General features: G+C 69.7%; 22 protein-coding genes and 3 pseudogenes. 12 read left to right on the top strand and 13 right to left on the bottom strand.

What is annotated here, in order from left to right:
- Together ACZ5WG_RS34785 and ACZ5WG_RS34780 are read right to left on the bottom strand one after the other, a co-directional pair.
- A partial coding sequence (locus ACZ5WG_RS34785) for a tetratricopeptide repeat protein (RefSeq protein WP_468728470.1) occupies positions 1-1810 on the bottom strand: 1810 nt, incomplete at its 3' end.
- Between the two features lie 146 nt (positions 1811-1956).
- Complete coding sequence (locus tag ACZ5WG_RS34780) at positions 1957-2433, bottom strand: hypothetical protein (RefSeq protein WP_468728468.1); 477 nt, start codon at positions 2431-2433, stop codon at positions 1957-1959.
- A 1116-nt stretch (positions 2434-3549) separates the two neighbouring features.
- Here ACZ5WG_RS34780 and ACZ5WG_RS34775 point away from each other — a divergent pair.
- The 3 genes from ACZ5WG_RS34775 (at position 3550) to ACZ5WG_RS34765 (ending at position 5433) form a co-directional block, all read left to right on the top strand.
- The gene (locus tag ACZ5WG_RS34775; protein ID WP_468728467.1) at positions 3550-4113 is read left to right on the top strand and encodes a hypothetical protein; all 564 of its coding nucleotides are present in this window, start codon (positions 3550-3552) and stop codon (positions 4111-4113) included.
- Positions 4114-4164: 51 nt separating this feature from the next.
- Entirely contained in the window at positions 4165-4557 is a 393-nt protein-coding gene (locus ACZ5WG_RS34770; protein ID WP_468728465.1) for a nuclear transport factor 2 family protein, read from the top strand.
- Between the two features lie 570 nt (positions 4558-5127).
- Positions 5128-5433 (top strand): transposase, encoded by a 306-nt coding sequence (locus ACZ5WG_RS34765; protein WP_468728463.1) that lies wholly within the window; start codon positions 5128-5130, stop codon positions 5431-5433.
- A 103-nt stretch (positions 5434-5536) separates the two neighbouring features.
- Here the strand turns inward: ACZ5WG_RS34765 and ACZ5WG_RS34760 are convergent.
- Positions 5537-7233: pseudogene (locus ACZ5WG_RS34760) on the bottom strand (ISAzo13 family transposase).
- 519 nt (positions 7234-7752) lie between these two features.
- On the opposite strand from ACZ5WG_RS34760, the gene ACZ5WG_RS34755 reads away from it, so the two are divergent.
- The gene (locus ACZ5WG_RS34755) at positions 7753-8940 is read left to right on the top strand and encodes an ISAs1 family transposase (RefSeq protein WP_468728462.1); all 1188 of its coding nucleotides are present in this window, start codon (positions 7753-7755) and stop codon (positions 8938-8940) included.
- Positions 8941-9135: 195 nt separating this feature from the next.
- Here ACZ5WG_RS34755 and ACZ5WG_RS34750 read toward each other — a convergent pair whose 3' ends face one another.
- On the bottom strand, positions 9136-9861 hold the full coding sequence (locus tag ACZ5WG_RS34750; RefSeq protein ID WP_468728460.1) for a hypothetical protein: 726 nt from the start codon (positions 9859-9861) through the stop codon (positions 9136-9138).
- 184 nt (positions 9862-10045) lie between these two features.
- Between ACZ5WG_RS34750 and ACZ5WG_RS34745 the strand changes: the two genes are divergently transcribed.
- Positions 10046-10222 carry a hypothetical protein gene (locus ACZ5WG_RS34745; RefSeq protein ID WP_468728458.1) on the top strand — a complete coding sequence of 59 codons (177 nt, stop codon included), beginning with the start codon at positions 10046-10048 and terminating at the stop codon, positions 10220-10222.
- A gap of 351 nt (positions 10223-10573) precedes the next feature.
- Here ACZ5WG_RS34745 and ACZ5WG_RS34740 read toward each other — a convergent pair whose 3' ends face one another.
- Both ACZ5WG_RS34740 and ACZ5WG_RS34735 read right to left on the bottom strand, forming a co-directional pair.
- Complete coding sequence (locus tag ACZ5WG_RS34740) at positions 10574-10945, bottom strand: amphi-Trp domain-containing protein (RefSeq protein WP_468728457.1); 372 nt, start codon at positions 10943-10945, stop codon at positions 10574-10576.
- 291 nt (positions 10946-11236) lie between these two features.
- A complete protein-coding gene (locus ACZ5WG_RS34735) occupies positions 11237-11920 on the bottom strand; it encodes a hypothetical protein (protein WP_468728456.1) in 684 nt (227 codons plus the stop codon).
- 364 nt (positions 11921-12284) lie between these two features.
- Between ACZ5WG_RS34735 and ACZ5WG_RS34730 the strand changes: the two genes are divergently transcribed.
- Positions 12285-12779 (top strand): HIT family protein, encoded by a 495-nt coding sequence (locus ACZ5WG_RS34730; RefSeq protein ID WP_468728454.1) that lies wholly within the window; start codon positions 12285-12287, stop codon positions 12777-12779.
- A 403-nt stretch (positions 12780-13182) separates the two neighbouring features.
- Here the strand turns inward: ACZ5WG_RS34730 and ACZ5WG_RS34725 are convergent, their stop codons facing one another.
- The gene (locus ACZ5WG_RS34725; protein ID WP_468728453.1) at positions 13183-13836 is read right to left on the bottom strand and encodes a TetR/AcrR family transcriptional regulator; all 654 of its coding nucleotides are present in this window, start codon (positions 13834-13836) and stop codon (positions 13183-13185) included.
- 128 nt (positions 13837-13964) lie between these two features.
- Here ACZ5WG_RS34725 and ACZ5WG_RS34720 point away from each other — a divergent pair.
- Positions 13965-14320: pseudogene (locus tag ACZ5WG_RS34720) on the top strand (SDR family NAD(P)-dependent oxidoreductase); the annotation flags it as partial.
- Positions 14321-14557: 237 nt separating this feature from the next.
- Positions 14558-15031: a hypothetical protein gene (locus ACZ5WG_RS34715; protein ID WP_468728648.1), complete on the top strand. Its 474-nt coding sequence runs from the start codon at positions 14558-14560 to the stop codon at positions 15029-15031.
- Positions 15032-15052: 21 nt separating this feature from the next.
- Here the strand turns inward: ACZ5WG_RS34715 and ACZ5WG_RS34710 are convergent.
- Positions 15053-15936: pseudogene (locus ACZ5WG_RS34710) on the bottom strand (transposase); the annotation flags it as partial.
- Positions 15937-16194: 258 nt separating this feature from the next.
- On the opposite strand from ACZ5WG_RS34710, the gene ACZ5WG_RS34705 reads away from it, so the two are divergent.
- Positions 16195-16842: a DUF6082 family protein gene (locus ACZ5WG_RS34705; protein ID WP_468728451.1), complete on the top strand. Its 648-nt coding sequence runs from the start codon at positions 16195-16197 to the stop codon at positions 16840-16842.
- Between the two features lie 1018 nt (positions 16843-17860).
- On the opposite strand, the gene ACZ5WG_RS34700 is transcribed toward ACZ5WG_RS34705, so the two are convergent.
- Entirely contained in the window at positions 17861-18166 is a 306-nt protein-coding gene (locus tag ACZ5WG_RS34700; protein WP_468728450.1) for a hypothetical protein, read from the bottom strand.
- A gap of 309 nt (positions 18167-18475) precedes the next feature.
- Between ACZ5WG_RS34700 and ACZ5WG_RS34695 the strand changes: the two genes are divergently transcribed.
- On the top strand, positions 18476-18694 hold the full coding sequence (locus ACZ5WG_RS34695) for a hypothetical protein (RefSeq protein WP_468728448.1): 219 nt from the start codon (positions 18476-18478) through the stop codon (positions 18692-18694).
- Positions 18691-20796, top strand: coding sequence for a trehalose-6-phosphate synthase (locus ACZ5WG_RS34690; RefSeq protein WP_468728446.1), 2106 nt, complete (start codon positions 18691-18693; stop codon positions 20794-20796). Before ACZ5WG_RS34695 ends, ACZ5WG_RS34690 begins: the two co-directional genes overlap by 4 nt.
- Positions 20797-21205: 409 nt before the next feature.
- Here ACZ5WG_RS34690 and ACZ5WG_RS34685 read toward each other — a convergent pair whose 3' ends face one another.
- The 4 genes from ACZ5WG_RS34685 to ACZ5WG_RS34670 form a co-directional block, all read right to left on the bottom strand.
- Positions 21206-21472, bottom strand: coding sequence for a hypothetical protein (locus ACZ5WG_RS34685; protein WP_468728445.1), 267 nt, complete (start codon positions 21470-21472; stop codon positions 21206-21208).
- A 636-nt stretch (positions 21473-22108) separates the two neighbouring features.
- On the bottom strand, positions 22109-25081 hold the full coding sequence (locus tag ACZ5WG_RS34680; protein ID WP_468728443.1) for a tetratricopeptide repeat protein: 2973 nt from the start codon (positions 25079-25081) through the stop codon (positions 22109-22111).
- Complete coding sequence (locus ACZ5WG_RS34675) at positions 25071-25364, bottom strand: trypco2 family protein (protein ID WP_389410584.1); 294 nt, start codon at positions 25362-25364, stop codon at positions 25071-25073. The genes ACZ5WG_RS34680 and ACZ5WG_RS34675 overlap by 11 nt, the downstream gene beginning before the upstream one ends.
- A 240-nt stretch (positions 25365-25604) precedes the next feature.
- On the bottom strand, positions 25605-25868 hold the full coding sequence (locus ACZ5WG_RS34670; RefSeq protein ID WP_468728441.1) for a hypothetical protein: 264 nt from the start codon (positions 25866-25868) through the stop codon (positions 25605-25607).
- A 616-nt stretch (positions 25869-26484) separates the two neighbouring features.
- Between ACZ5WG_RS34670 and ACZ5WG_RS34665 the strand changes: the two genes are divergently transcribed.
- Complete coding sequence (locus ACZ5WG_RS34665) at positions 26485-26865, top strand: hypothetical protein (RefSeq protein WP_468728440.1); 381 nt, start codon at positions 26485-26487, stop codon at positions 26863-26865.
- Positions 26866-26929 lie beyond the last annotated feature (64 nt).

Raw genomic sequence — 26929 nt, 5'->3', positions numbered from 1 at the left:
CGGCGCCGGCCACATCCCCCACCTCCCCCCGCCACCATGCGAGGTTGTGCCGGGTGAGGAGGGTGTCGAGGTGGTCGGGCCCCAGCACCCGCTCCTGGTCGGGCAGTAGTTCCTCAAGGGCGGTGACGGCGCCAGCCGCATCACCCGCCCGCCCCCGCCACCATGCGAGGTTGTGCCGAGTGGTGAGGGTGTCGGGGTGGTCGGGCCCCAGCACCCGCTCTCGGTCGGGCAGTAGTTCCTCAAGGGCGGTGACGGCGCCGGCCACATCCCCCACCTCCCCCCGCCACCATGCGAGGTTGTGCCGGGTGAGGAGGGTGTCGAGGTGGTCGGGCCCCAGCACCCGCTCCCGGTCGGGCAGCAGTTCCTCAAGGGCGGTGACGGCGCCAGCCGCATCACCCGCCCGCCCCCGCCACTGCGCGAGGTAACTCCGGGCGGCGAGGGTGTCGAGGTGATCGGGCCCCAGGCGGTGCTGGGTGGTGCTGGCCAGGTGCTGGAAATGGTGGAGGGCGGCCGCGACCTGCCCGGCCTCGCCGAAGCTCCGGGCGGTGCGGAACAGCACAGGGTGAGCGTCGGCCTGGTAGAGGGCGTCTTCGGCGTGGCGGATGAGCGAATCAGTGTTGGCCCGCAGGGCCTGGGCGAGGTCGGTGTCGCGTTCGATCTCGGGCCAAGCGGCGACCAGGGCGTCGGCTGCCGTACGGACCAAGCGGTCGTGCTGGTCGGCGGGAAGGGAGTCGCGGACAGCGCGTTGGAGGAGCTGGTGGATGCGGACCGCTTGGTACGGGCTGCCGGGCGCGTGGTCAATCAGGCTCAGGCGGTGCAGCGCCCGCAGCGCCCGTGTGGCCTCTGGGGCGGTGACCTCTTCGGTGTGTGCCTGCCCGGAGGTGGCAGCGGTGCGGTGCCGGGTGAGGTGGGCGAGGGCTGGTGCGCTGGTCAGGACGGGGGCGGGGATGCCGTTGGGGTCGAGCATCGCGGCGAGTTGGAGCATGGAGCGGGCCAGGCCGACGGTCGGGAGCTGGTCGGCGCGGTCGATGGACAGGGACCAGGCGGCGGCGACGGTGGTGGGCTGGTCATCGGGCAGCCCGGAGCGGTCGGGCAGCATGTCGGTGAGGGTGTTCGCACGGTCGGCCAGCAGGTGTCGGTAGGTGGCGCAGTCCAGACCGACGTCGATCAGGTAGGCGGCAGCCTGGGACAGCGCCAGCGGCAGGTGTCCGAGGTCGTCGGCGAGGCCGACGAGCTGGTCAGCGGGCTCGCCGTGGTCGTGCGCGGCCAGGACGGTGGTGAGGTAGGCGACGGCCTCGTCCTCGGTGAACAGGCCGACGGTCACCAGGTGCCGACCGTGTCCGGTGAGGGTTGCGTCACGGCGGCGGGTGGTGACCAGGGTGCGGCCGTGGGGGCTGACGGGGGGCCACAGGCCGCGCAGGTCGGTGGGGTCGGCTAGGTCGTCGAGCACGACCAGCCAGCGGCGCGCCCTGCCGGCCTTGGGTTCCAGCCAGGCCAGGAATGCGTGCGCTGCGGACTCCGGGTCAGCGGGGTGGTCGGCGCCGAGCACTTCGATCGCTGCCTGGGTGTAGCTGGTGATGACCGCGTCGCGGGTGGCGGCGGTGACCCAGACCAGCAGGTCCAGCTTCCCGGTCTGCCACAGGGTGCGGGCGTGGTGGGCGGCAAGCTGGGTCTTGCCAACTCCGCCCAGGTGGCCCAGGACAATGGTGCTTCCGTCGGCCGCCGCGTGCTTCAGCTGCTGGACGGTGGCACGGTCCTGGAAGCAGTCGGCCTGCCGGGGCAGCACGCCGATCTGGTGCGGCCAGTCCACTGCAGGACGCGGAGCGGCGTGGAGGTGGACCTGGTCGGCGTGGCCGATGGCAGTGCTGTGATCAGAGGCGCGGGCGCTGACATTGCCCGGTATGCGCAGGTGGCCAGGGGCCGGGCCTGAGGGTGGGCTGGTGCTCGCGGGTCCGTTTAGCCCTGGGGCGGATCCGGTGTCGGAGGGCGGCCGATGTGCGCACCTCCGTGGAGGACCCCGGCCGCGATCGAGCCTTGTTCGGAGCGGATGTCCATGTCGCGGCCGACGGCAAGCCCGCCGTCCCCGGCGGTCACCCCGACCTGCGGGACGTGCTTCGCCAGCAGGGCGCGCAGCTGCTCGGCGGCCTCGTCGCGCTCTACCTCGTCCATGTTCTCCAGCGTGGCCTCGATGCGGGCCTGCCAGGCGGCCTCCTGACTGATCCGTGTGCGCTCGGCCTGGGCTGGCTCGGCGGCCTGCAGGGCCGCGGCGGTCTGATCAAGGCGCTCCAGTTCGGCTTTCTCCCGCTGGGCATCGCCCAGCCCGGACCATCGCGCCACCGCCTGCCGGAACCCGTTCCAAGCCTCCGTCCCCGCGGCCGTCACCACCGCGGTGCCGCCGGCCGTGGACAGCGCCGCTATCGCCTCGACCATCATCACAGGCCTCCTCACCCGAGCGTGGCTGTCTGCAACGGAGTGCAGTGGTCTCACCTGAACGGTGCGAATTGGCGCCGCCAAGTGTTCGAACGCGGGCCTCTCGCCGGGGCGGCGTACAGACGTGACCAGTAAGAACGGATTCGTAGCGGGCCGCGCAGTCCCTCGACTGACCGTTCGATGGTGGAGTCTGTGGAGTCCGTCCGAGTGCGGCCACCGAGGGCCGTTCAAGACGCGTGGCCTCTCCTAAAACCCTAACCCCGCACGGGATGCCCCGCGAGAACGCCTCTCGCTCAGTGGGGTGGATCCTCCTAGCGGCCGAACCCCATGCAAGGTCACCACCGATTGAGGCTGGTGAAACCGTTCCTACCGGCACCCTAGGTCGAGGCGGACGGCACCACGGCAATCTCACATGACGTTGTCGTCCACCAGCAGATCCGACAATGGGACCTGAGACAGCGACAACGAGAAGTGAGACGGGACAGACCCGGCACCCGAGCAGGAGGACGCCCTGCGGTGCTGACGGCCCGGGCCGTAGCGCAGCCGTGGTACCGGCCGGTAGAGCGCCGCTCCACCACGGCTTCACGTCACGGTCTCGTAGGCCCGGTGCCGCTCGCGGTACGCCTTGGAGCGGCAGGCATCACTGCAGTAGCGCCGCCGCCGCGAGCACCCCCTGGGCAGCGGTTCATGGCAGAGCCAGCACTTGCGCCGAGGCCGGGACACACCAAGGCCGGAGCCAGACGGCATAGGCACGCGAGGGACATCGGACCGGCCGCGACCGGGCCTGGCAACCTGGCGTCGTGAGGATCGAGTGGATGACGAGTTCCGGCGGGAGCGGCGCGTCCTGGCCCGCGTACGTCGGGCTGCCTGACGGCTGGAGCAAGCCGAGCGGGAACGGGCCTGGGTGCTGGCGCGCTGTCCGTCCGTACGACGGCGGAGGCGGCCGGACTGACTCCCAGCCGTGTCCACCAGCTCACCAAGGAAGCCGACCCCGTCGCGCTGGACGTCGCCCTGGGCGAACTCCGCGCCGCGGGCTGGCCGGCTCCCGAGGACCCGGACGGCAGCGACGACGAGGAACTCTCCGGCCGCGCGAGCATCGCCGAGCGCCTGGTGGACGAGGTGAGCTGGATCAGGCAGTGCGCCGACTGGATCGACCACCTGGACCGCGAGTCGTACCCGCCCGCCATCGCTCTCCGCCCCGAGGGCGACTTCTCCGACCGTTCGAACGTGGTGGTGGACTCCGCCCGGATCTCCGCGATCCTGCGCCGGATGGCCTTCGACGTGGACGAACTCTCCCGCGCCCGGCCCCCGGACGACCCGACCGGCGCCCGCGTCGGCGACGACCCTCGAGCCGAACGCCGCCGACGGCTCGCCGAGCCGGACCTGGACTACGCCGAGTTCACCCGCAGGAAGAACCTGCCGTGGCGTTCGACCCGCCAGGGCGAGGCAGCCGGGGACGCCTACCAGACCGAACGGCACCGCCGCGGAGAGACGGACCAGGACCCGTTCACCGCATACAACCCGTCCGCGCCCACGGCCAATGACCGTTCAGTACCTGTGTCTGAGCCATCCATGGCAAGTGGTGTGTTTTGGGGTGGGGGGAACGAGGCCCTCGGAGATCGTTATGTGTCCGGTGTGGGCGTCCGATCGGGTTGGCGAGGCCGGCTTACCCGGTGTGGCTGACACCGCCGGGCGGGACTCCGCCTACATTCGCAGCGGATCAAGGAGGCTGTGATGGCGGATCATCCGAACATCGAGGTGTTCAAGCGGGCCCTGAATGCCTTTGCGGCAGGCGACATGGACGCCCTCGCGAAGGTGGTCCACCCCGATGTGGTGTGGCACATGAGCGGCCACAACCCACTGTCGGGCACCTACCGTGGCCGCGACGCCACGTTCGCCCTGTTCCAGCGCGAATTCCAGCTGGCAGGAGGCACCTTCCACCCCCAACTCCAAGACGTGCTCGCCAACGACGAGCACACGGTCGCCCTGCTCCACGCCACGGCCTCACGCGAGGGCAAAGAGCTCGACATGGACTACGTGTTCGTCTTCCAAATCCGAGACGGCCAGATCACCGAAGCACGGGGGCTTTGGTCCGACCAGAAGGCGTACGACGAGTTCTGGTCGTAACGACGACGCCGTTTTCCGCGCCGAAGGTTGTGTGCGGTTCAGGCGGCTTGGGTGGGTTCGCGGTGGAGACGGCGGGGGGTCTTCTTCTGCTGGTGATGTGAGATTCCCCCGCTGTGCGGGAGTTGCTGACGGCCGCACCTGCGCTTTCCCGGGCCGCCCGCGCGGCCCGGGGAACCGGGGGTTCCCCCCACGCCCCCGCGCGAGCAAGCCGTCACCTGCGATCAGGACGCGCAGCAACTCCTCCCAGGGAAGTAGTGAGAACACGCTCGTCCTGATCTGCGATTTCCGTGCTCTTATGCGAAAAATTGTGCAGAACACCCGTTACGGAATTCACCGCTCCGCTTGGGTGGTGAGGTGGCTGAGTGCACCCGGTGTGCGCCGGTGCGTGTGGCTCGGTTGTGTGGTGCGTGCTCTGGGTGGGTGTAGCGGTCAGTGGATGTCAGGGCCATGGCCGTGGGGGGTGTGTGTGCTGTGCAGGGGAGTGTCACGCGGAGTCGGGCCCTGACCCCGGATTTTGGACGCCGGAGAGACTTGGATCTTGATGGTCCAGGAGAACGGAGTCCTGTGGGGATGAAGCACTATCCCGCCGAGTTCAAGGCGGACGCGGTCGCGTTGTACCGCTCGAGGCCGGGAGCGACAATCAAGTCGGTCGCCGGTGATCTCGGGGTGAACACCGAGACGCTGCGGAACTGGATCCGGGCCGCCGACGGCCGCCGACCTAGCGCCCACTGCGCACCGCCGGCCGCCTCGCAGACCGTCGGCGACGCCGTTCAGGCGGAGCTGGCCGCCGCCCGCAAGAGGATCCGTGAGCTGGAGGAAGAGCGGGACATTCTCCGCAAGGCGGCCCGGTATTTCGCGACGGAGACGCGCTGGTGAACCGCTACCAGTTCGTTGACGATCACCAGCGCCGACACGGCGTGAAGCGGCTCTGCGACATCGGGCCTTGACCCAAGGCCGGGTGGTTAGGGCTTGCAGAGAATTAACTCGCTGTCTTGATCTCTGGGTCGGGGTGATATTGAGGCGGGCGGCGAGGTCTGCGAGGTCGTCCAGGGTGGCCAGTCGGGTGGCGGCGGGTTCGATGGTGTGTCCGATCTCGTCGAGGAGGCGGTGGTCTTGCGGATGCGCCGGTTGATGGTCTGGGGTGCGACCGCAAAGAGGCGGGCGATGGCGACCTGCGGGAGCCCGAGTCGCTCATAGAGGAGGGTGGCCAGGAGTCGGTCGGCAAGGGTGAGGCCAGGGCGCCGGCCGGTGTAGAGGCCGACGGCTGGGACTTTCTGCCGGTCCCCTCCGCGTCGTTGCTGAAGGTCTTCTTCCCGCTGGAGCTCTCGGGCGGCTCTCAACTGGGTGACCAGCTGGTCCCATTGATCGTGCGGCAGACCGGTCAGGTCCGGATGTACCAGCCAGGCGCGACCGGGACCGGGCAGATCCTGGGGCGGGATGGGAGGGATCCCGTCCCGGCAGTGCGGCTCGGGGCGGAGGGTGTAGTTCCAGTCGCCGTGCCAGTCGTGGCGGCTCAGGGGCAGGGCGTCCATCTGCCGGTCGCCGATGCGGATGCCGGTCTCGTAGGTGGTGGTGTCGAGTTCGGCGTGGACGCTCAATCCGGTGCGGGTGGTGGTCGCGGCGATTGACTCAACGATGACGTCGTGGCTGATGAGGGGCCTGCCGCGCCAGTTCATGGTGATGTGGGCGAACAGTCGGTGCTCGATCCGATTCCACTTCGAAGTTCCCGGCGGAAAGTGACAGATGGTGATGTTCAGGCCTGTTTCTCCAGGGCCAGGGCGGCGAGTTCGGACTTCCAGGCGCGGGTGCGGTAGCCGTTGGAGCCGCCGGCGTCCGCGGTGACCAATAGCCGTTTGGCCTGTGGGTAGTCGTGCTGGCCACGGCCCTTCCACCAGCGGCGGATGGATTCGACGGCGAAGGCGGCGGTGTCGTGGTCGGTGCCGACGCTGACCCAGCCGGTGTTCGCGGCCAGGTCGTAGATGCCGTAGGGCACGGCTTTCCCGAGTTCTTTGTCCGGGAAGTCGTGGGTGCTGACCTTGCACGGGGTCACCCGCGGGCCGCCACTCACGGCCGCCGTTCCGGTACGGCCCCACGATTTCCTTCTTCTTCGTGTCGACGCTGATCACCGGGTCACCGGCGGCCTGGTGAGCCTTGGCCTGCTCGTTGATATAGCGGAACTGGCCGTCTCGGTCGGGGTGCTGTTTGCCTTCGATGGTCTTGGCGTTGCCCTGGAGGCTGAAGCCTTCATCGCGCAGTACGTCGGCGACGGTGTCGGCGGATATACGGTGGCCCCGGCGGGTGAGTTCGGTGGCCAGATGACGGGTGGGCTTCGTCGTCCAGCGCAACGGCGACATCGGATCACCCCGCTCCTCCGGCTCGACCAGGGCCAGCAGCGCCGGACGCGGCCCCGGATCCAGATCGACTGCCCGCTTGCGGCCGCCGCCCACCCGACGCACTCGGCCCAACGGGGCCTCGCCCGAGTCCAGCTCGCCCACTCCAAGCGACACCGTGGCTTTCGCGGACGCCAGCGGCGCGGGCGACCATCCTGATCCCGCCATGGCCAATCGACCGGGCCTCCGCGCCCAGCAGTAAGCGCCTCTGCCGCTCATCCAGATGCGGCAGGACCGCCCCGAACTTGGCTGCCAACACGGCCTGTTGTTCTTCCAAAGCTCCCATAGCGCATCAACGAGCCCCAGAACGCGAAGCCACGGGTTGATTCTCTGCAAGCCCTTAGGGCCTGCCGCGAATCAAAGCGTTGCTTCGCGGTCTGGGGCTCGTTGTTGTGGTATGGGCATATCCGTGGAGACCGAGGCGTCGCTGACGGCGAAGTTCGAGGCGCTGTTCCCGCACCTGGACTAGCGACAACGCCGCCTGACGGCCGGGGCTGAGTAGGGTCGGGGACTGGCGCGGTGGCTGACGCTCCGTTTCCAGTCCCCGCCGCTTCAAACCGTGCATGCAGTTCTCCCGCACATGGCTTTCCGACAACGTTCACCGACTGGCATGCGATGTCGCCCAGCGTACGTTTCCGGTGAGGCGGTAGACCCCGAGCCGGGTGATCCATCCGTAGGTGTACCGGGTGGCCCAGTTCCCAGGGCTGATTCAAAGTTGAGGTGATCATGTGGCGTCGCTGGTCCACCCGCAGGGTGGTGATCTCCGGAGAGGCGTCACGCACGCAACGAAGCTCCGGTTTACAGGGTGACCTCGCAAGTCGCCCTGAACAACCGGAGCTTCGATGTGCCGTCAGTCTGCCACCATGTGCCTGACCAAGTCGCCCTCACGTCAACACCGCGAGATTCCGCAGGTGGCGGACCGCCTGGAGACCCTTCCCGTCCGCGTGACCGGCGTGGCCGCCGCCACTCCTTGACCTCGGAGCTGCTGCTGGCCGCCTGTGCGGTACTGGCCGGCGCCCGCTCCTACCTCGCCATCGGCCAGTGGGCCCGCTCAGCTCCGCAAGACGCCCTGGCCCGCCTGGCGGTCCGCCGTGCCGGCGCCCTGGGCGTGCGCACCGCCCCGAGTACCTCCACCGTCCGCCGCGTGCTGCTGGCCGTGTGCCCCGGCGGCCTGGCAGGCCTGCTCGGATACGCCCCCGCCGGGGTCGAGAGCCTGGCCCTGGACGGGAAGTGTGCGCGTGGTTCGCGCACCGGGGACGTCCCGGCCGCCCACTTGCTGTCCGCGGTCACCGGGGCCGGACGCACCGTCAGCCAGCTGCGGGTCCCGGACAAGACCAATGAGATCACCGGCTTCGCCCGCCTGCTGGCCCCGTTCGACCTGGCCGGCACCGTGGTCACCGCCGACGCCCTGCACACGCAGCGTGAGCATGCCCGCTTCCTGGTCGAGGAGAAGTACGCGCACTCCCTGTTCGTAGTCAAGGCCAACCAGCCGGGTCTGTCCGCCGCGCTGCGGTCCCTGCCGTGGAACAAAGCCACCGCCAGGCGCTACGACCGCGAGCGCGGACACGGCCGCCGCGAGACCCGCTCGACCCGGATACTGACCGTCACCGGCCTCGGCCTCGACTTCCCGTACGCGGTGCAGGCCGCGAAAATCCTGCGGCACCGCACCGACCTGAGGACCGGCAAGGTCACCCGGCAGACCGTCTACGTGATCAGCGACTTGACAGCCCGCCAAGCATCGCCACAGCGGATCGGACAGCTGGCCAGGTCGCAATGGGTGATCGAGAACCGGGTCCACTTCGTCAGAGACACCGCATTCGCCGAGGACGCCTCGAAGATCCGCACCGGACACGGACCAGAGAACATGGCGACGCTGCGTAACACGGCGATCAACACTCTCCGCGCCGCCGGGCACAACAGCATCGCCGCTGGCCTGCGCGAGGTCTCCTACGCGCCCTTCACCAGCCCACTGGACCTACTCGGCCTGGCCTGACCTGCACTCCATCAAGATCACCCCGACTTTGAATCAGCCCTGCCCTGGCCAGGAAGATTTCTCGCACGGGTGTGTGGCGGTCACTGGGGCGGGTGACCGTGGCGTACGAGACGATCAGACTGGAGTAGCCCGCGAGCGGTCGGTTCTTCGGGGGCGTGGCCCCTCCCCGCCTCCGCGTCATCGGCTGGAGTACGTTCAGGGGATGTGGAGTTCCGTGCATGCCTGCCCGTGCTGCGTTTTGGCTTCACATTCCCCTGGCTCGGACTCGTCCGGGTTGACGGCCGAAATTGCGACCACCGACGTTCCGGCCGGAGGTGAGAGCGGAATATCAACCTTTTGTGCGATCTGTCCCTGATCGTCAGGTCTGAGCACACTCCAGTAAAGCTCCTCCGACTTCCCGGATGGAGGGTTCTCAGGGGTTACGGACACCTCGATGTGTGACCACTTCTGAACGCCGTCGGCGTGCACGTCGAAGTGCAGCCGCATTGTGGAGCGAGGTCCCTCGAGCCGCACATCGGTGATGGTCGGGCGGCCGTTCCCGCCCGCGGCCTGGGCGGCGCCAACCACGGCGATGCTCAGGGATGCCATGTAGAAGATGACGCCGAGGACGAGTACACCCGTCTCCCACAGGACCCCGCGTGACGTGGGGCGGATGAGAAGGGCGGCGATGCTGCAGACGATGGAGATGATTGCGCAGAGCGAAGCCACGAAGATGGGCCACGATCGGTTGTTGAGGGCGACGACCACGAACTGGCTGTTCAGCCCCAAGGCGGTCATGACGCCGGCAACCGCCACAAGGGCTCCGGCCAGGATCTTGGCCACCTCGTCCAGCCGCTTTCCCAGCGTCGCCTGAATCTCTCCCATGGTCAGGGACGGGTCTGGAGATTCCGTCGGCTTCGAATGTTCTTTCGCAACGCCCATCGCGTGCTTCCCGATCGTTGAGCCCCGCCGGCCAGGACAACTGCTGGACGACCTCAGGTTCGCACCCGGCCCAGGGGAGGCTGGAGATTGCAATCGAGGGGAGCCGGGCCGTCGGCTGAGGTTCCCCTGGTCGGCCCAGCCCGGAACGCCACGGATAGTGGGGGCGTCGTCCTACGGTGCGCTTATGCCCGAGGAGCTGCCGCCCCCGCCCCGCATTCGGTCCGCCGTGGTGGCCCGGCTGCGCACCGGTGAGCCGGTTCAGGTGGTGGCGGGGATCCGGCCCGAAGCCGTTTACGACCGGCGAAGGACAGCCACCGGCTTCGCGAAGCCGACCGACCGCCTGCGGACGCGACGAGAGTAGGGAGATGCTCGGGAGTGGTTACGGGCTGGCGCCGTATCAGGGTCGGGCGAGTCGGGAGCTGATCCGGAACCGAATCTCGCCCGCGGCCCGGCGGATGTCCGTTTGATGCTCGGGGTCTTCGGGGTCTTCGGGGTCATCGAGGGCATTGAGGAGCCCGAGGAGCCCGAGGAGCGCCATCGGCGCGCGGGCCTCATCTTCGCCGATCAGTCTCAGGCGCGGCTCGGTGACGCCGTCGAGGAGGATGTCCAGCAGGTCCAGTGTCTCGAGAAGACAGGGCGTACGAGGCGGCCGACCCGTCAGCCACGACGCCGACTGATCACGACATCACACAGGCCCTAGTAGGCCTGACGGTCACGGCGTTTTCGTGGCGGATCGCTTGGCGCCTTTGCTCCTGCTGGTGCCCGTGCTGCTCCGGTCGGGCTTGGCGGCGGCCACGGTCTTCCGCCTCGGGGCCTTCTCTGTGCCTGCGGCCATGTGCGGTGGAGCTGTCCGGCTCGGTGTGATCGGCCACTTGAACTCGATCTCCAGCTCGATCTGGCCGTTACCTACCTCGACCTCAATCTCGCTGCGAAGGTCGTCGGGGATCCGCAGGCTCAGCGTCCCGGGGCCGAGTTCCAGTTCGGCGTCCCCGCCTTCCCTCAGCATGGCTGCGAGTGCCGTGAGCTGGTCAGCCGCCTCAAAACGCGACAGCGAGCGCTTCTGTTCAACCTTGAGATCCGTCATGCTCATTTCCAATCCGGATTAGATAGCGCATTACCTCCATTCTGAGGCCATGTGCGGGATCGGACATCCTCGTGCTGCTGCGGCGCGCTGAGCCCCAAGGCCGTGGCGTTGGGGCGGCGAGCTGGGCAAGCCGTCCCGCAGGGTGGCTTGCCCAGGGTTCCCGTCCGTGGGGCAGGGCTTCGTGCCAGGCCAGGATGCCCTGATGGGTCAGCGCCGGTAGCGCCAGTGCTGGTGGACCTTCAGGGCCCCGTAGCTCCACGCGGTGTGCTGGCGGGTACCGGCCGGACTCGATCAGCCGAGCTGTTCGGCGATGGCCGGGAAGCGGGGGTGCATCTGGCGGTCTCCGACCGTGACGAGCGCGGACAGGAGAGGATCTCCCTTCTGGCCGTCTTCGTCGACCAGCCGGAGGCGTGGCAGGCCCGGCAGGCGCTTGTGGACCCGGGGCCGGGTGGCGGTGGCGCCGGCGCGGGCGGTCTGCTCCAGCAGCGGCCGCAGTTCCGTCGCTATATCCCACAGTCGGCCGGTCTCCAAGAGCGCCGGCTCCGCCGTGCGCGAGGGACGGGCTTTCACCACCGGTTCCGGGGCCTGCGTCGGAGCAGAACGGCGAGGCGTTGTGAGCGGCGTGGCCTTGCGGCCCGGCGGCTGGACAACGGCGTCGCCGGCTCGGGGGTGCTGCCGGCCGAGTCCTGGGCGCTGCTGAGACCGCCTGCTTCGGGGACGGGGCACGACCGCCTTCGAGGGCGCCACGGCTGCTTGGCGCCGCTCCTCCTCCTGCCAACGGCGGGAGCCCAGGAACTCCTTGTAGTCCTGCAGCTGCGCACGCTGTTCGCGGGTCTCGCATGGTGGAGCTCCGGCTGCCCGGTGCCAGGCCAGGGCGTAGAGGTCGGCTGCTTCCGCGACCGCATGCCGGTCGATGGTTCGCTTCAGTTCGGTCAGGGTGTGGTTCAGCGCGCGGCGGAGCGTGGCGATTTCCATCGCCGACCTCGGGGCGCGGCCTGTGTTCCGGCGGCGGAAGCCTGTCTGCCACGCGGCACCGCCGCTGAGCCGTACCCGGTTGTTCGCCAAGCCCATCCCTCGCCCCCGAACTGCACACCAGATCCGCAAAGGTCGAGCAGTGACCGCCCTGGCTGGGCACAAGCAGATTGCCGCAGATGCAAGGACCTGGCCGCGGGGGACTGCTGGTTCAACGATGAGAGCGCCGGTGACCAGGGGCCCCAACAGCAGCCTGCACACTTGATACTTCAGCTGCAGACGGCCATCTTGAGGTCTGATCCGATACTCGTCGCAGCAGACGGTTGCACCCGGACAGGGGGTAAAGGTGTCGATGGACCGACGGCCGATGGATCTTGAGTCGTACGTGCAGCGCACGCGGGGCGGCCCGTGCTTCGTCTGTGCGTACCTCGCCGGGGACTTGGACTACCTGCACGAGACGGTTTTTGAGGATGCCGATCACGTAGCCTTCCTGGACCGATGGCCCACCGTGCCGGGCAAGGTCCTCGTCGCACCGAAAGCGCACATCGAGCATGTCGTACGCGACCTGGATGAGGAGGCTTACAGCCGGTGTATGCGGTTCGTCCGGGAGATCGCCCTTGCCGTCGAGGACGTCTGCGAGCCGGAGAGGACCTACCTCTACTCGCTCGGCAGCCAGCAGGGCAATGCGCATTTGCACTGGCACGTCGCCGCTCTGCCGGCCGGCGTCCCTTACCCTCAGCAGCAGTTCCACGCTCTGATGTCGGAGAACGGTGTCCTGTCGCTGCCGCCGGACCAGGCGGCCGAGATGGCCGCACGCCTGCGCGAGGCGGTCATCGCCCGGGGCGTCCTGAAGGAGGGGTGACCGGCGGCGTCCGTGCCGTCCCCAGCCGCCCGCCCACCGGAGCCGGGATCCTGCTATTCGGGCGGCTGTCGGACCTGCCGGTGCAAGGCTGCTGGGCCTTGACCCCGGATCCTGAACACCCGGCAAATGTGCCGGGTCCTCCTCAATCACAGGGCACAGCTCCGGTTGTGCACTGCTGATTGCCGCCGCGTCGACCGTACGAAGCCCACCCGACTCCTGGGCTACGGGGCGTGGGCCTGAATGGGTCACGCCCAGTACGGGCCCTTCTGGATGCGGGGAGCCTCGTTGCTCAGGAGCCCGGACTTCGGAGTCCAAGCCGTGAGGGAACGGCGCTGAGCACCGTGCACCCACGGCGCCGCCCCCGCCCGTCTGGCGGGGGTGGCAGAGGCAATCACGCTGCCCTTCATTCCTGACCGGCGTCCGCGTCGGTCGCCTTGACGGCTTCTGCAGAGCCCGGTGTCAGCGCGCCGGCGCGGGCAGCGGCGAGCGTGATGCGCACGGCCTGGTCGGCGGTGCCCTCCCCGACCGGATCAGCAGTGACCAGCAGCCGGAAGTAGATCGGAGCGGCCAGTGTCTTGAGCAACTCGGCCGGATCCGTTCCTGCGGGGATTTCGCCCCGCTCGATGGCGCGGGTGACCACGGGTGCAGCCCGCCGGAACCGGTCGGCGAGGACCCGCTGCCGCCCCTCGGCGACCTCTGGCAGCCGGCCGGCATCGGAGAACATCGCGGTCTGCACCGCCCTGCCCACCGGGCCCGTCATGCTTTGCACGAGCGCCCGCGCGATTGCTTGCAGGTCGGTCTCAAGGGCACCGGTGTCCGGAATCGGGATGTCGGTGGCGAAATACTCGGCAAGCGCGTCGACGACCAGGCTCGCGCGATCCTTCCAGCGCCGGTAGACCGTCGTCTTGTGCACCCCGGCCCGCTGAGCCACGCCCTCGATGGTCAGCTCGGCGAATCCCCGGTCCACCAACTCGGCGAGGGTGGCGGCGCGCACCGCCGCCTGTGCCTTGCGGCCGCGCCCGACCGGGCGGCCGGGTCCGGAGGAACCCAACTCCATTGCAACTCCTAGTTGCGTTAGGGGTGGACTGTGTGTCAGGCTCCAGCGTATCGCAACTCGAAGTTGCATCGAGTGGCTCCCTGTCCAGCTGTGCGCCGGACGCCGTCAACCTATGGAGAAGGAAGGCTATGCCCAGCGCTGCCCGTACTGGGACCCTCGACTCGATCTCCGACGAATCCGGCCGCCGGTGGTGGTCACCGGAGCCAACAGCGGCATCGGCCAGGTCGCAGCAGCGGCACTTGCCAGCCGGGGCGCGCATGCCGTGCCGGCCTGTCGCAGTCCTCAACGGGGGCGGGCCGCCTCGAATCGGCTGCTCGCCCAGGCGCCCGGCGCCCATGCCGAGATGCGCCTTCGCCGACGGGTGGGACCATGACCAGCTCGATCGGCCGGTCAACAATGCGGGCGTGACGATGGGCCGTTTGTCCGTACCGCCGATGGCTTCGAGCCGCAGTTCGGGGTCAACTACCTGGGCATCTTCACCCTAAGACCGGCCGGGCGCTGCCCCATCACCTCACCCGATCCGCGGGTGGCCCACTGTCGGCAGCGAAAGCCAGCGATTCGCCGGCCGCCGGCCGCCGGCAGCCCCAGAGCGCCTGATATCGCCGGCCCGCGCACGACTCGTGGGCCCCAGAACAGCGGGCGCGGCCGGTCCGCGCCACCCACGCGGACCCTCCCGGACGCATGAGCAGTACCTCGACTCTGGACAGGAGCCCCCGCCCCCGTGACCCGCAGACCCAACGTCGTCACCCTTGCTTCCCTCGACACTCACCGCCTGATCGTCACTCTTCCGAACCAGGGCCCCGCCGACGTGCGCTCGAACCTCCCGCGCGCCACGGCCGCCGCCATGCTGCGCCGCCTCGCCGACGAGCTCGACGCCGAGCAGCTTCTCGCCGTCATGCCAGGGGAAGCGTTCGCCGCCCTCGCCCAGCAGCTCACCCGCCGCCACCGCCCCGCCGAGGCCGCGCAGCATGCCGCCGCCGCTCTCGCCCAACACACCCGCGAGCTCGCCGGCATGCTCGACGCCGCCCTCGACCGAGGTATCCCCGCCGAAGCCCCGTCGGCCGGCCGGCACCTGGTCTCGATGCTGCACAGCCACGCCGTCAACCTCGACAGCCCGCGCCGTACCGCCCTCGAGGATGTGCTCGATCTCGCCGCCGCCCGCCGCGCCCGCCTCACCCGCTGGACGCAGCGATGAGCAGCCGGCGCAGGCGAGCGGCGTCGTCCGAAGGTTGAGCCAGTGCTCGGCCGGGTAGTCGAAGAACTCCAACAGCACGTCCTGGCAATCGGTGATCTTCGCGCCGACTTCGGCATAGCGTCAAGGACGTTGGCGGTCTTGTGAACCCACGCCTCTGCTCGCGGGTGTCGGGGAAGACCTCGCGCAGGGCCTTCTAGAACCCGAGGGCGCCGTCGCCAACCGCGAGGATCCGCACGCCAATTCCCCGCCGCGCGTAGTCCCGCAACAGCGCGTACTCCTGGCAGCCGTCCCTCATGGCCACCAGCTCCTGCGTGCCATCCGCGCACTTCGATGATCACAAGGACGGCGGCTTCGGCCTGGTCCAGGAGTATGCGCAGGTGGATGTCGTCGACCCCGACGTAGACGTAGACGTAGTCGGTGCCGGACAGGTCGCGGTCCTGGAACGCGGCGTGGTCGGCCTGCCACTGGGCGGTCAGCCGGTGACCCTGGCCGGCGACAGCCCAGCCGCCGAGCCGAGGAACTGCTCCAGCGTGGGCACGAAGTCGCCGGGGACGGGCCGTGCAGGTGGAGCAGCTGCAGCACCTCGGCGATCTCCGGGGACCTACGACACCACGGCGGCAGGATCGCCGAGGAGAAGCGTCTGCGCTCGCCGGTGGCCTCATCGACGCGCTTGTCGCTCACGCGCGGGGCCTTGACCTCGTTCGCACCGGCGGCGGTGGTGATGTTCCGCGTCTGGTGATAGTCCTTGTGGCCCAACGGACGCCGCCCGCTTTCGTCCCGCTCGTGAGCCAACTTCGCCATGCAGGAGTTGACTTCGGCGTCCAGTACGCGGCCAGCATCCGCCTGGCGCCCTCGTGCACGATCTCGTCCAGGATTGAGCCGTCGGCGTTGACTGCAGTGAGCACGGGCGTGCCTTCCTGGCCGTCGCTGCAAGGTCGGCCTACTCGATCACCATCACGGGATCACTCGGGAACGTGCACCGTCCACGCTCTATTCAGAGCCGACCACAGGTCTTGAGCATTGCTCGCGCCGGTTTCCCGTTTGCCGATTCCTCTTGCCAAGCCACGTGCGCTCGAGGAGCGTTGGGATGAGCTCAGTTCGGAGGCCGGCGGGGGGAAGCGTGAAGCCAGCCCTGTGAGCCCTGTTTGGAGAGGGGACAATGGATGGCAGACAATCCCAGGTTACGCAGGATTCGCCGTGCTCTCGCATGGAGCGGTGTACTCCTCGCATTCATATGCAGTGTCGCGGCGACACCGTTCGTTCTCAACCTCGTTGCGCCCAAGGCCTTGGACTGGGATCGCCTGAGTGACATAAGTCAGTCTTACGGTGCTGTGTCGCTCGTGATCTCCGCAGCAGCCCTTCTCGGGGTCGTCATGTCCATCGCGTTCCAGGCGAAGCAGGCTCGGCTGGAAGGCGAGCAGACGTTTCGTGCGGCCCATCGGGAGTTGACGATGCTGACCTTGGGTGACTCGGCATTGCTGCGCTGTTGGGAACCGCCAAGGAATCCGATGACGGAGGCAAGGTGGAAGCAGCTCATCGTAACGAACTTGATCGTGAGTATGTGGGCCAGTGACCATCACCTGGGACGTCTAAATGACAGCGCGCTGCGGGTGGTGCTGGGTGCTCATTTCCGAGGGGAGGTGGCACGAGCGCATTGGGAGAACAGTGGTCCCATGTGGCGTGACCATATGGCTGCGCTGGAGGACCCGCGTCGCCTCCGGTTTGTGGAGATAGTGGATGAGGTGTATCGCCACGCTGGGGAAACAGGGCCTCCGGTCTTGGACCGCGAGTTCTTCAGTCCCGGTCACTGACGTGTGTCGTATGAGGCGCGGGCCGGAACGTACCGGTCTTCTGGCCATACGGAAGTGGTCGGCGCTCGCGCGACCCGGCGCCACCCTGTTCACTGAGAGGGTGGCTTGTTGGTCACGGGCCGTTTCCAGGAGCACCAGCTGGCGCCGGGCCAGCCCGTGGACGGCTACTACCTCTACGGCACGGGCTAGGACATCACCTTCGCCAACGTCGGCGGGAACACCTACTACTCTCCACCTCCTTAAGATCAACAAGTAGGCCGCGGCCTCGCCGGACGGACGGTACTCAGGGGAGCCGGGGCAAGCCCTCCTGCGCGAAGGCTGGCTCAGCTCAGGACACTCCGCCGGGGTGAAGGAGGGACGGCGCGCCTCCGCACAGCTTACGAGCAGTGCCTTGTGGGGACGGATCGGCACTGCTCCGTGGCGGTTTGCGAATGCTGGGGCATCTACTCGGACACCGGCGCGTGAGTCGGCTTCAGGGGCGCGGTGAGCCGCTGGCTAGCACGTTGCCGCCCAGGACGAGGGCATAGGCGTCGGTGATCCATTGGATCTGCGATATCGAGGGCTGGAGATCGGTGTGGAGCTCGGGGGCTACAACGTTCAGGACTGTCAGGTCGATGGCGAGAAGGAGCAAGCCAGGCGCACGGTGAGTGTTGCCGCCCAGCAACGAGCCTCGCTTGTGCGTGTCGTTCGAGCGTTCATGGTGTCGCCACGGGGTAGCGCGCGGCAGCGTGCAAGTCCTTACTGCAGGGCGAGAAGCAGGTCCGCGTGGATCGGGGTTCAGTCTTCTTGGGCAGGTCCTCGCCGAGACTGCCAAGACCAGCAAGGCAGGTATCGCCGCGCTCGTGATGCGCCAGCATGAATACCTGGTCGCCCTCGAGGCCGAGATCGGCTCGCGGCCACCGCCGCCTCCGGCGCCGCGGCCCCTCGGCTCCCTCCCGCCGCTCGGCGAAGACTGGCTCGGGCGACGTCCGCGTCTCTGCGCGGAGCTGACGCGGACCCCTGGCGCGGAAGGCGTACGTCAGGAGCCGCCGCCGCTGACGCCAGGGGCGACGAAGCGCCGGTGCAGGGGGTAGAACTTCGGCTCGGGGTCGCTCTGCACGCCCAGTTCGCCCTTGAGGACGGGGGCGATCCTGGCCTCGATGAACCGAGTGAAGTGGCCCTCCGACTCCCAGATGTCCATGACGTTGAGGCCGCCTTGGACGAACCAGGCGGAGTGCAGCACGCACCCGTCCGGTGCGTCCTCTTCCCAGCGCACCTTCTGGCGCACCGCGTCGTACACGTCGGGTGTGATCTCGGGCCAGGAAAAGGTCATCACGACTGCCATGGAGTGTCCTCTCGACTGCCTGGACGCGTCGCGGCCGGACGGCACGCGGCATCGCATTGCGAAGCTAAGCCGTCGGCATCGCCGGTGCACTCCGGGGCGTCCATCCGAGAAGGGCCAGGTGTCCGCGCGCAGAACGGGCCCCTCTCGGCCAACCAGGCCGTCCAGCTCCTCCTGGCGCGGCCGGACGCGCCCCGGTGAGCAGAAACTGTATGTATGGTCAGGAAAGGGATCTGCAGGGCAGGTGATGGGTGTCTCCTGTGTCCGACGCCCGAGAGACCCACCCTGCTGCCCCGTTCCGTAGGAGGTGCTGTGTCCCAGACCGGTTCTGTCATCGATGAGTTGGTGGCTTCCGCACTCGAGGCGCCCGGGGAATTGGTGACCCGGCTCCTGGGCAGCACGGATGTTCGTACGACGCGGCTCGGTCAGGCGATCCGGGACCTGCAGGACGCCCCGCCGGAGCAGCCGGATGCTGATGCCTGCGACGGGACGCGTGTGGTCGACCCGGTGACCCACGACCCCGCGTGGTGAGTGCCCGCAGGGCAACGTCGGGCCCCGCCACCGTGCTGGCCGCCGACCTGGACGGCACCCTGCTGGGCGGGAGCCCACGCGACCGGCGACGGCTCTTCGACGCCCTGAACGGGGACCCGGACATCACGGTCGTCTTCGCGACCGGCCGCGGCCTGCCGTCGGTCCGTGCCCTCCTGCGCGACGACCCCCTGCTGCCGCCCCCGCACTGGATCATCGCCGACGTCGGGTCCACCGTCGTCGACGCCACCCGGATGGCGCACGTCCGCCCCCTGGAGGCACGGCTGCGCGCCGGATGGCCGGGCGCCGGACGGGTCCGGGAGGCGCTGGAGGCGTTCCCGCACCTGGTGTACCAGGAGCAGGTACCCCAGGAGGGCCGCTGCTCCTTCTACCTTGCCCCCGAGGCCCAGTCCGACGAGCTGATCCGTGCGGTGGAGGCGCTGGGATGCGCCTGGTCGTACGCTTCGGGCCGGTACTTCGACGTCCTGCCGCCCAGAGCCGGCAAGGGACGCGCGCTGGAGCTCCTCGCCCAGATGCTCGGGTGGCCCCGGCGGGCGATGCTGGTGGCCGGGGACTCCCTCAACGACCTCTCGCTGTTCCGCCTGGGAACGCCCGCCGTTGTGGTCGCCAACGCGGAACCCGCGCTGACCGCACGGGTCCCCGCCAGTGACCGCGTCCACCACTCGGCCCTTGACGGAGCGGCCGCCGTGCTGCAGGGGATCGAACGCCTGGGCCGGCCGCCGAAGCGCTCGGTGGTGGTCGGCTACCACCGCCCGCCCGTGTGCTGGCTCGACGGAGCATGGCGGCCGCCCCCCAGCCCCAACGGCATCCTGCCGACCCTGCAGGCCGCTCTGGCCGAAGAGCACCTGGACGCCGTATGGGCCGCTGCCCACGTCGGCGAAGCACCTGCGCCTGCACCGCCCCAGGCTGAAGGCGTCCCGACGCTCTCTCTCCTGCCGCTGCCACCCGACCGGTGGGCCGGCTACTTCCACCGCACGTGCAAGGAGACCCTCTGGCCGGCCCTGATGTCCCAGCCCGAGCTCATCCGGCACCGGCGCGCGGACTGGGCCGACTACGAAGCCGTCAACACCGCCTTCGCCCGGCACATCGCCTCCCTCGCCGAACAGGGCGCGACCGTCTGGCTCCACGACTACAACCTCTGGCTGGTACCCGCCGCTCTCAAGGCCGACCGCCCCGACCTGACCATCGGCCTGTTCCACCACACCCCCTTCCCCCACCCCGACGTCTTCCGGCGCATCCCGGCAGCCGACCAGCTGCGCGACTCACTCGCCCGCCTGGACTGGGCCGGCTTCCACACCCCCGACTGCGCCGACAACTTCCATCGGCTCCTCGCCGGCACCGCGGTGCCCGCCCCGCACATCGGCGTGCACCCGCTCGGCATCGACCGCCCCGCAGTCACCCACCTCACCCGCTCCCGAGCCGGGTCCCGACCTCACCACAAGAACGACGGCATCCAGCTGGTGCTGTCGGTGGAGCGCCTCGACTACGCCAAAGCCCCCGTCCACAAGATCCGCGCACTGGACACCCTCCTCGCCGACGAGCCCACACTCCGGCAACAGGTCCGCTACCGCCTGATCTGCCCACCACCCGAGCCCGGCATCCACGCGTACGACACGACCCGCACCGCACTCGAGAACGCCATCACCTGCATCAACCAGCGGTGGAGCACTGCCAGCTGGCAGCCCGTCGAGTACATCCCCCACACCCTCGACTTCACCGAAGTCGTCGACCACTACCTCGAGGCCGACGTCTTCTGGGTGACCTCCCTTGCCGACGGAATGAACCTCACCGCCCAGGAGTACATCACCGCACACCACGCCGCCCACCGCCCAGGCGTCCTGATCCTCTCCCGCCACGCGGGAGTCGCCCGGCACCTGGGCACCGCGGCCCTACTGACCGACCCACTGCTTCCGCATGACCTGGTGGACACCCTGCGAGCCGCGCTGGCCATGCCGGTGGACGAACGCGCTACCCATATCGCCCGTCTGGCGGCCCTGCTGGACACCCCGGACCCCGCCGACTGGGCGCGCACGGTCATCTCTGCCATCCGCGCCAGCGCTGCCCCGCGGACGGGGGCGCGCTGAGGGGGTCTCCCTCGGACTTCGCCGACCGGAACGACCCACACGGTAAGCGCGAGAAGATGCCAGTCCCTTCGTGGTGGCAGTCCCGCCTGCCACTACGCCAACGGGTGGGATGACGATGCGGCCGCCGACGTAGGAGCCCGAGGGCAGGTCCAGCTCGCCCGCCGCGAACTACGCCGCTGCGTCGGAGTCGGTACCGCGGTGAGCGGCGCCCTGGCCGACCGTCGGGAGACTGCGACCCTGCTGTAGATGGGCTGGATGACCGCTGCCTCCATCAGGCGGTCGCCGACGACATCGCCCGTACGAAGGCCGAAGGCCGAAGGCGGCGGCAGCGGCCGGTGGGCCGACCTGCTGCGCCGCGTGATGCCCCGCAGGGCCGGGTCCGTGACGCGATCGGCCGCTGAGCCGGTGCTCAGGCCATTTCGTCACGGATCTCGTTGCGGTGCTCCTCGTAAATGAGTCGCGCGTCGTCGTTCGGGAGCGCCGGGGTCGTGAGGCCGCAGGCACAGGTCACCACCGTGAGGTCGGACAGAGCGCGCAGGGTGTGCCCCTCGGGGCTGGTCCGGGTCGCCTCCGTCGGCTTCTTGTAGCGGAGGTTGTGCAGGTAGTGGGGTGGGCGGACAGCGGCCGGGGCGATGGTGGCGCTGGTGTTGTCGAGGGTGAAGCGGTGTTCGCTCATGGGTCCAGTGTCGTCCGCCGGACGCGAGTAACCTGCGCCCGCGCGGCAGAACGCGACGCGAGCATCACCGAACTGGCCGCGGGGCAGTGGTGACCCTTCGCCGGGTCCTTCGGGCACGGACGTTGAGCCTGCGGCCGGCCGCACTCGTGACCCGGAAGCCACCGGACGGTGCAGCCAGCGCAGCAGCGCCCTCAGCCACTCTCCTGCCCTCCCGGACCGCTGAATCCCCCGATCCGTGGGCCGTGCCCCACCCCGGCGACCTGCCCCGGCCACCCCGGCGACCTGCCCCGGCCACCCCGGCGACCTGCCCCGGCCGCCGCTCCGGCGCCGGAGGTGGTTGGCCTGCACCGACTGGCCACCGCAGGACCGGGGCGAGTTCGCCCGGCTCCTCGCCCGCCTCGTCGACGACGTAACGGCCCGGGCCGGTGCGGTTCGAAGAGTACGGCGAAGGCTGGCCAGGTCAGGGACATCACCCCGGCCAGGCCGTGTCACGCACCGGCCCCCAGCCCCCGGCGGACGGGTGGGCAGCGGCGCACCCGTCCGTGTCCGCGCATACCCGCCGCGGCCGCTCACGACGATCCGGGCACGCGACGTGAAGGACGGTCAGGCCGCACAGGGCGGTTCGGCGGAGCGCCGTCAGGCGTGGTCGCGCAAGTACTCGGCCTGAGCGGTCAGCCAGGCCGGGCGGACCATCTCCACGTTGCTGCCGGCGCCCTGCGCCGCCCGGTCCAGGGCATCGGCCGCCGTACGCGCAGCGGGCACCATCCTGGCGCGGGCCGCTTCGCCGAGTGCCTGCGCCGCCGCCGCCTCGGCTGCCCCGGCGCGGTGCAGGGAGGCGGTCGAGCGCTCGGCCGCCTCGACTGCCTGCCCGTACCGGCCCAGGGTCCACTGCGCCCAGGCGGTGTTGTAGAGGCAGACGCCCTCGGTCCGCGGATTCTCCATGGCCGACGCCGCGCGCAGCGCCTCCTCCAGGCAGGCCAGGGCCTCCTCGGGGCGGTCCAGGGCGAGCAGGGCCACGCCCTTGGCGTTCAGCGCGTAGTCCGTCGCCTCCTGGACGCCCGCGGCCGCGTAGGCGCGTACGGCCCGGTCGCCCGCCGCGATGGTCTCCTCCCAGCGGCCCAGGGTCAGCAGGGCCGTGAAGCGGGCGTTCCAGGAGCGGGCTTCGGTGAGCTGGTCCCTTGAGGCCGCGGCGAGTTCGCCCAGCCGGTCGGCGCCCGCCAGGGCGGCCTCCCCGTCACCCAGAGTGCTGTGGGCGAGGCTGAGACTGAGGGCGGCGTGGGCCTCCGCTTCGGCATCGCCGTTGTCCCGGGCCAGCGCGCCGGCCCGGGCCAGCGGCCCCGTCGCGTCCTCCAGGCGGCCCAGCTGCCGGTACGCGTCGCCGAGGCCGAACATCGCCTCTTGGAGCGCGCGACGGTCCTCGATGCGCTCAGCCACCTCCGCGGCCTCGGTGAAGAGTTCGAGCGCGTGCGGCAGCGGGCCGCCGCTCAACCGGGCGTGCCCGAAGCCGATGAGGTGGGCGAGTCGTGCCCGGTCGTCGTTCACTCGTTCCTCCAGTGTCAAGTGCATCGAGATCGCGGAGAGCACGGATCCGTGCCACACCATCCATTGCCCGATGGAGCCCAGGATCAGCGCCGCCTCGTCCATGTCCCCGGCCCGCACCCGGTGGTCGAATGCGCGCCGGTGGGCCTGTACGTCGTCCAGCGTGCGCCAGTCCCGGCGGGGCGGGGCGATCCGCGCGTACCACTCGGCCGCCCGCCGCTCCAACGCAGGCCGCCCCAGGAGGCCTTCGGCCGGCAGGGCCCCGTACGCGAGGTCGGCGTCCATCGGGTGCAGGGCATAGGTGCGGGTTCCCCGGTCCACCGACAGCATGCGCATCCGCAGCAGGCCGGACAGGGCAGCAGTGACATCGAGGGCGTGATCGAGGCCGCCGACGATCCACTCGACCGCCTCACGCGGCGCGGGGGTGCGCAGCACCGCCAGGACGTTGAGCACGCTGCGGCTGTCCGCACCCAGGCGGTGGTAGCGCTCCTGGGCCAGACCGGCGACCACGTCACCGCGCAGGGTGAAGTCCTCGAGAACGTCCTCCAGCGTCGGCAGCATCAGAGTGTCGTCGGCCAGGGCGCCCACCAGCAGTTCCAGTGCGCGCGGCACCCCGTGGACGCGGACCGCCGCCCGGAGCAGCTCCTCGTCCGACAGCTGCGCCACACCGAGGGTGCCGTCCTGGTCGAGTTCGCGCAGCAGCGCGACGGATTCGGCGGGCGGCAGACCGTCGGACAGCTCGACCTCGGCGGCGAACCGGCGCAGCTCGGGCGGCAGGCGCAGCGGCAGCTGCGAGGTGACCAGCAGCCTCGGTGTGCCCCGGGCCCGGAAGAGGCAGTCGAAGAAGGTGTCGAGTTCCTCGTCGTCGAGCCGGCCGTCGTCCGAGAGCCGGTCCTCCAGGTTGTCGACCAGGATGACGAAGAGTCCGTCCCCCATCGCGGCGAACAGTTCATCGATCTTGTCCGGCACGGGGCGGTCGGCAGCCCAGACCTCCAGCAGCCGTGCTTCGTGCGCGGGACCCAGGGCGCGGGCGCAGTCGAAGTAGAGGCGTTCGAGGGAGACCCCGGAGGTGCGGGTGCTCAAGTTGACCAGCCCCGCCGGGAGCGGCGCCTGGGCGTGGCCCGGCCACTCGCCGCGTTCCAGCAGCTCCATGACCTTGGCGGCGACCGCGCTCTTGCCGATGCCCCGTCGTCCGGTGACCGTGACCATCCGGATGCCCGGGTCCGCGAGGTGACGGCCGATCAGGTCCCGGGCCTCGGCCCGGTCCTTGAACAGCTCGAGGCCGTGCGCGACCGGCAGCCCGATGACCTTCGAAGAGACCGGCGGGCCCGGGGCGTTCGGGCCGTCCGCCTCGGCGCCGACGTCCGGCAGCGCCGCGTGATCGGGGAGGGTCAGCAGCGCGGCCAGCTCGGCCCGGGGGCCGTCGGCGACCCGCTGCAGGGTGTGGTCGATGCGGACCGCCGTGAGCCGGCCGAGGCCTTCTCCGCGGTGGTGTTCGGCGACGACCCCGACGAGGTACGGCCCGGCCCACACGGCCGCCCCGGACATCCCCGACCAGGGTGATACCGCGGGGTCGGGGTCGGCGGCCGCCGCCGGGACCGTGATCTCCAGGGTTCCGGTGCGCAGGTTGGACAGGGCGGCCACGGTTCCGTCGGCCTGGTGCAGTTCCCGGAACTGCCTGCCGTCGGCGCCGCGCCGGCGCTTCCACAGGGGGAAGCCCGCCGCGTGGACGTCGATGACGGCGTGGCGGTCGTCGCCGATACGGCCGAACAGCGCGGACGGGACAGGCGCCGCGCCCGGCGGGGCCGTGAAGGTCAGCACCGCGACGTCTGTCCCGGGATCCGACCAGGCGAGCTCCGCCGTCGCGGCCCACTGACCCGGCCGGTCGGCGTCGAAGCGCACCAGCACCTCTGCCGCCCCCGCCACCACGTGGAAGGCGGTCAGTACCGCCGTTTCGCCGACCCGGTACCCCGAGCCCCGCCGCCCGCCTCCGGCGGCGGTGGCGACGATGACCTCGGCGATGCGATGCGGGTCGAGTCCGCCGCGCCCGGCGGCCGCCTCAGCGCTCACCGACCAGCTCGTCCCCGGAGATCAGGGCCATCTGCTCGGGCGCGTCCGCCCGTACGGGCTGGAGCGTGAGGGTCAGCTTCTGGGTGACGGTGGCCGAGCGCTTCGCCGAGGCGCCGGCGTCGAAGACCCAGAACCGCACCTTCACGCCCGGTTCGCTGGTCCGCTCCACACCCACGGTCAGTTCCAACTCCACGCGCTCCGCCTTGAACTTCAGGTCGGATTCCTCGCCGGCGGACATCGCGCGGCTCAGCTCCCGGCGCAGCTGCGCAATCATGTCCGCCAACTCGACCGCATCATTCACAGGAGGCCCCCCAGGCCGGTCCGCACGTCAACTACCCACGATGGTAGTCAACATCATCGCGCATCAGCGCACGCCGGTGGCCTTGGTGCGCTCGCGGGGAACCCCGCCCTGCCGTCCGAGCTCGTGCGCCGCCTCTTCGCCTATCGCAAGAGCCTTGGCAGGGTGGCCAAGCGGCCGGACTTGAGCGACGACATGGTCGCCGGGATCATTTGCCGCCGATGATCACAGGCTCACCCACTCTCTCGCCCTCAACCGCAGCTTCCGCACGCCTGCCGGATGAGGCTCGCAGAGCACCCGGATCCCGCGATACGAGCGGCTGTGGCGATTGCCGCGGACGACGCACCGCGCGAGCTGTTCGAGCGGCTGCTCGATGATGCCGACCCGCAGGTACGCGAACAGCCGGCGGAGAGCGATCACGTACCGCCAGATCTGCGGGCCCTGCTGGCGGCCGACCCGGACCCGAAGGTCCGGGCGGCGCTTGCCCAATGGTGGACGCAGGCCCCGGAACCTGTGCGCCGGCTCCTGCTGACGGATCCCGACGACTCGGTACGCGCCGGCTCCTGTGCGACCTACCACCGCCGGATTCCCCATCCCGTTCCGCCGGCGGACCTGTCCCGGCGCAGCCGGCCGACCCGGTCACGCGCGCCGGGACGCCGGTCCCGTCGTCAGGCAGGCTGGCCGCCGGACCGCCCCTTTACGGCCGACGGAGGCTGGGCAGATCGCGTCCTGCCGACGCGGGCGGCGATGGCGCGGGGCGAGCTCGCTGTCGTCGGGCAGCGAGCGGTGCACGGGCAGGTCGGTGCCCACGAGGCGCGCGTGGGCCGGCATGTCGTGCCCCGCGAGCCCGGACAGTGTCCCGGACAAGACGCCGGGAGGCACGCCGTCATCACGGCGACCAGGGCGCCGGGTTCCGATCCGAGGGTCCCGATAGCCGTGGCGCATCACCCATCAGGGAAATGCTGATCTGCGGGCATTGGTGGAACGGATTCCATTTGCGTGGCTGTTCTTTTTGGCTAATTCAGGTCCGTCAGGCGCCATTGACCCTACTGGAGAACCTGAAATAGCGTTCCGACAACAGACCCAACCAGGGGGGAACCTGTCCATGCGCAGCAAGAAGACGATCGCCCTCGTGCTCGGTGGCGCCGCAGCCTTGGCCGCCACCGTCGTGATCGGCGGCACGGCTCAGGCCGCGACGCTCGAGCCGACCGGTACCCAAGTGACGGAGCATGTCGTCTGGGAGGCTCCCGTACCTGGGAAGATCACCCCGATGCACGTCCCGAACCACGGTTTCAACACGTACTCCTTCAACGGCGTTTCGTGGCGCGCGACCGTCACCGTCGACTACGGCCGTACCGGAGCGTGGACCCACTGCAGCGATGGCACGGACATCCACGGCCCGCTGCAGGGGCCGGGATTCTGGGACTTCGGCGGTAGCTGTAGCGGTCACGGAACGATTACGAAGTACGGGTGGTACGACGGCTGATCGGTCCTCGGCGGGCGTTCCGCTACCTAAAGAGAAAAGCGCGGCCGGGATATTTTCCGGCTTA

It is taken from the genome of Streptomyces sp. NPDC032745, from assembly GCF_055579465.1.
This window is presented reverse-complemented; position numbering and strand designations above follow the sequence as displayed.

Bases quoted from the DNA above. Each gene is read 5' to 3' on its own strand.
- ACZ5WG_RS34780 (WP_468728468.1), bottom strand. From the start codon at position 2,433: ATGATGGTCGAGGCGATAGCGGCGCTGTCCACGGCCGGCGGCACCGCG.
- ACZ5WG_RS34770 (WP_468728465.1), top strand. From the start codon at position 4,165: ATGGCGGATCATCCGAACATCGAGGTGTTCAAGCGGGCCCTGAATGCC.
- ACZ5WG_RS34765 (WP_468728463.1), top strand. From the start codon at position 5,128: ATGAAGCACTATCCCGCCGAGTTCAAGGCGGACGCGGTCGCGTTGTAC.
- ACZ5WG_RS34750 (WP_468728460.1), bottom strand. From the start codon at position 9,861: ATGGGCGTTGCGAAAGAACATTCGAAGCCGACGGAATCTCCAGACCCG.
- ACZ5WG_RS34745 (WP_468728458.1), top strand. From the start codon at position 10,046: ATGCCCGAGGAGCTGCCGCCCCCGCCCCGCATTCGGTCCGCCGTGGTG.
- ACZ5WG_RS34740 (WP_468728457.1), bottom strand. From the start codon at position 10,945: ATGACGGATCTCAAGGTTGAACAGAAGCGCTCGCTGTCGCGTTTTGAG.
- ACZ5WG_RS34735 (WP_468728456.1), bottom strand. From the start codon at position 11,920: ATGGAAATCGCCACGCTCCGCCGCGCGCTGAACCACACCCTGACCGAA.
- ACZ5WG_RS34730 (WP_468728454.1), top strand. From the start codon at position 12,285: ATGGATCTTGAGTCGTACGTGCAGCGCACGCGGGGCGGCCCGTGCTTC.
- ACZ5WG_RS34725 (WP_468728453.1), bottom strand. From the start codon at position 13,836: ATGGAGTTGGGTTCCTCCGGACCCGGCCGCCCGGTCGGGCGCGGCCGC.
- ACZ5WG_RS34705 (WP_468728451.1), top strand. From the start codon at position 16,195: ATGGCAGACAATCCCAGGTTACGCAGGATTCGCCGTGCTCTCGCATGG.
- ACZ5WG_RS34700 (WP_468728450.1), bottom strand. From the start codon at position 18,166: ATGGCAGTCGTGATGACCTTTTCCTGGCCCGAGATCACACCCGACGTG.
- ACZ5WG_RS34685 (WP_468728445.1), bottom strand. From the start codon at position 21,472: ATGAGCGAACACCGCTTCACCCTCGACAACACCAGCGCCACCATCGCC.
- ACZ5WG_RS34665 (WP_468728440.1), top strand. From the start codon at position 26,485: ATGCGCAGCAAGAAGACGATCGCCCTCGTGCTCGGTGGCGCCGCAGCC.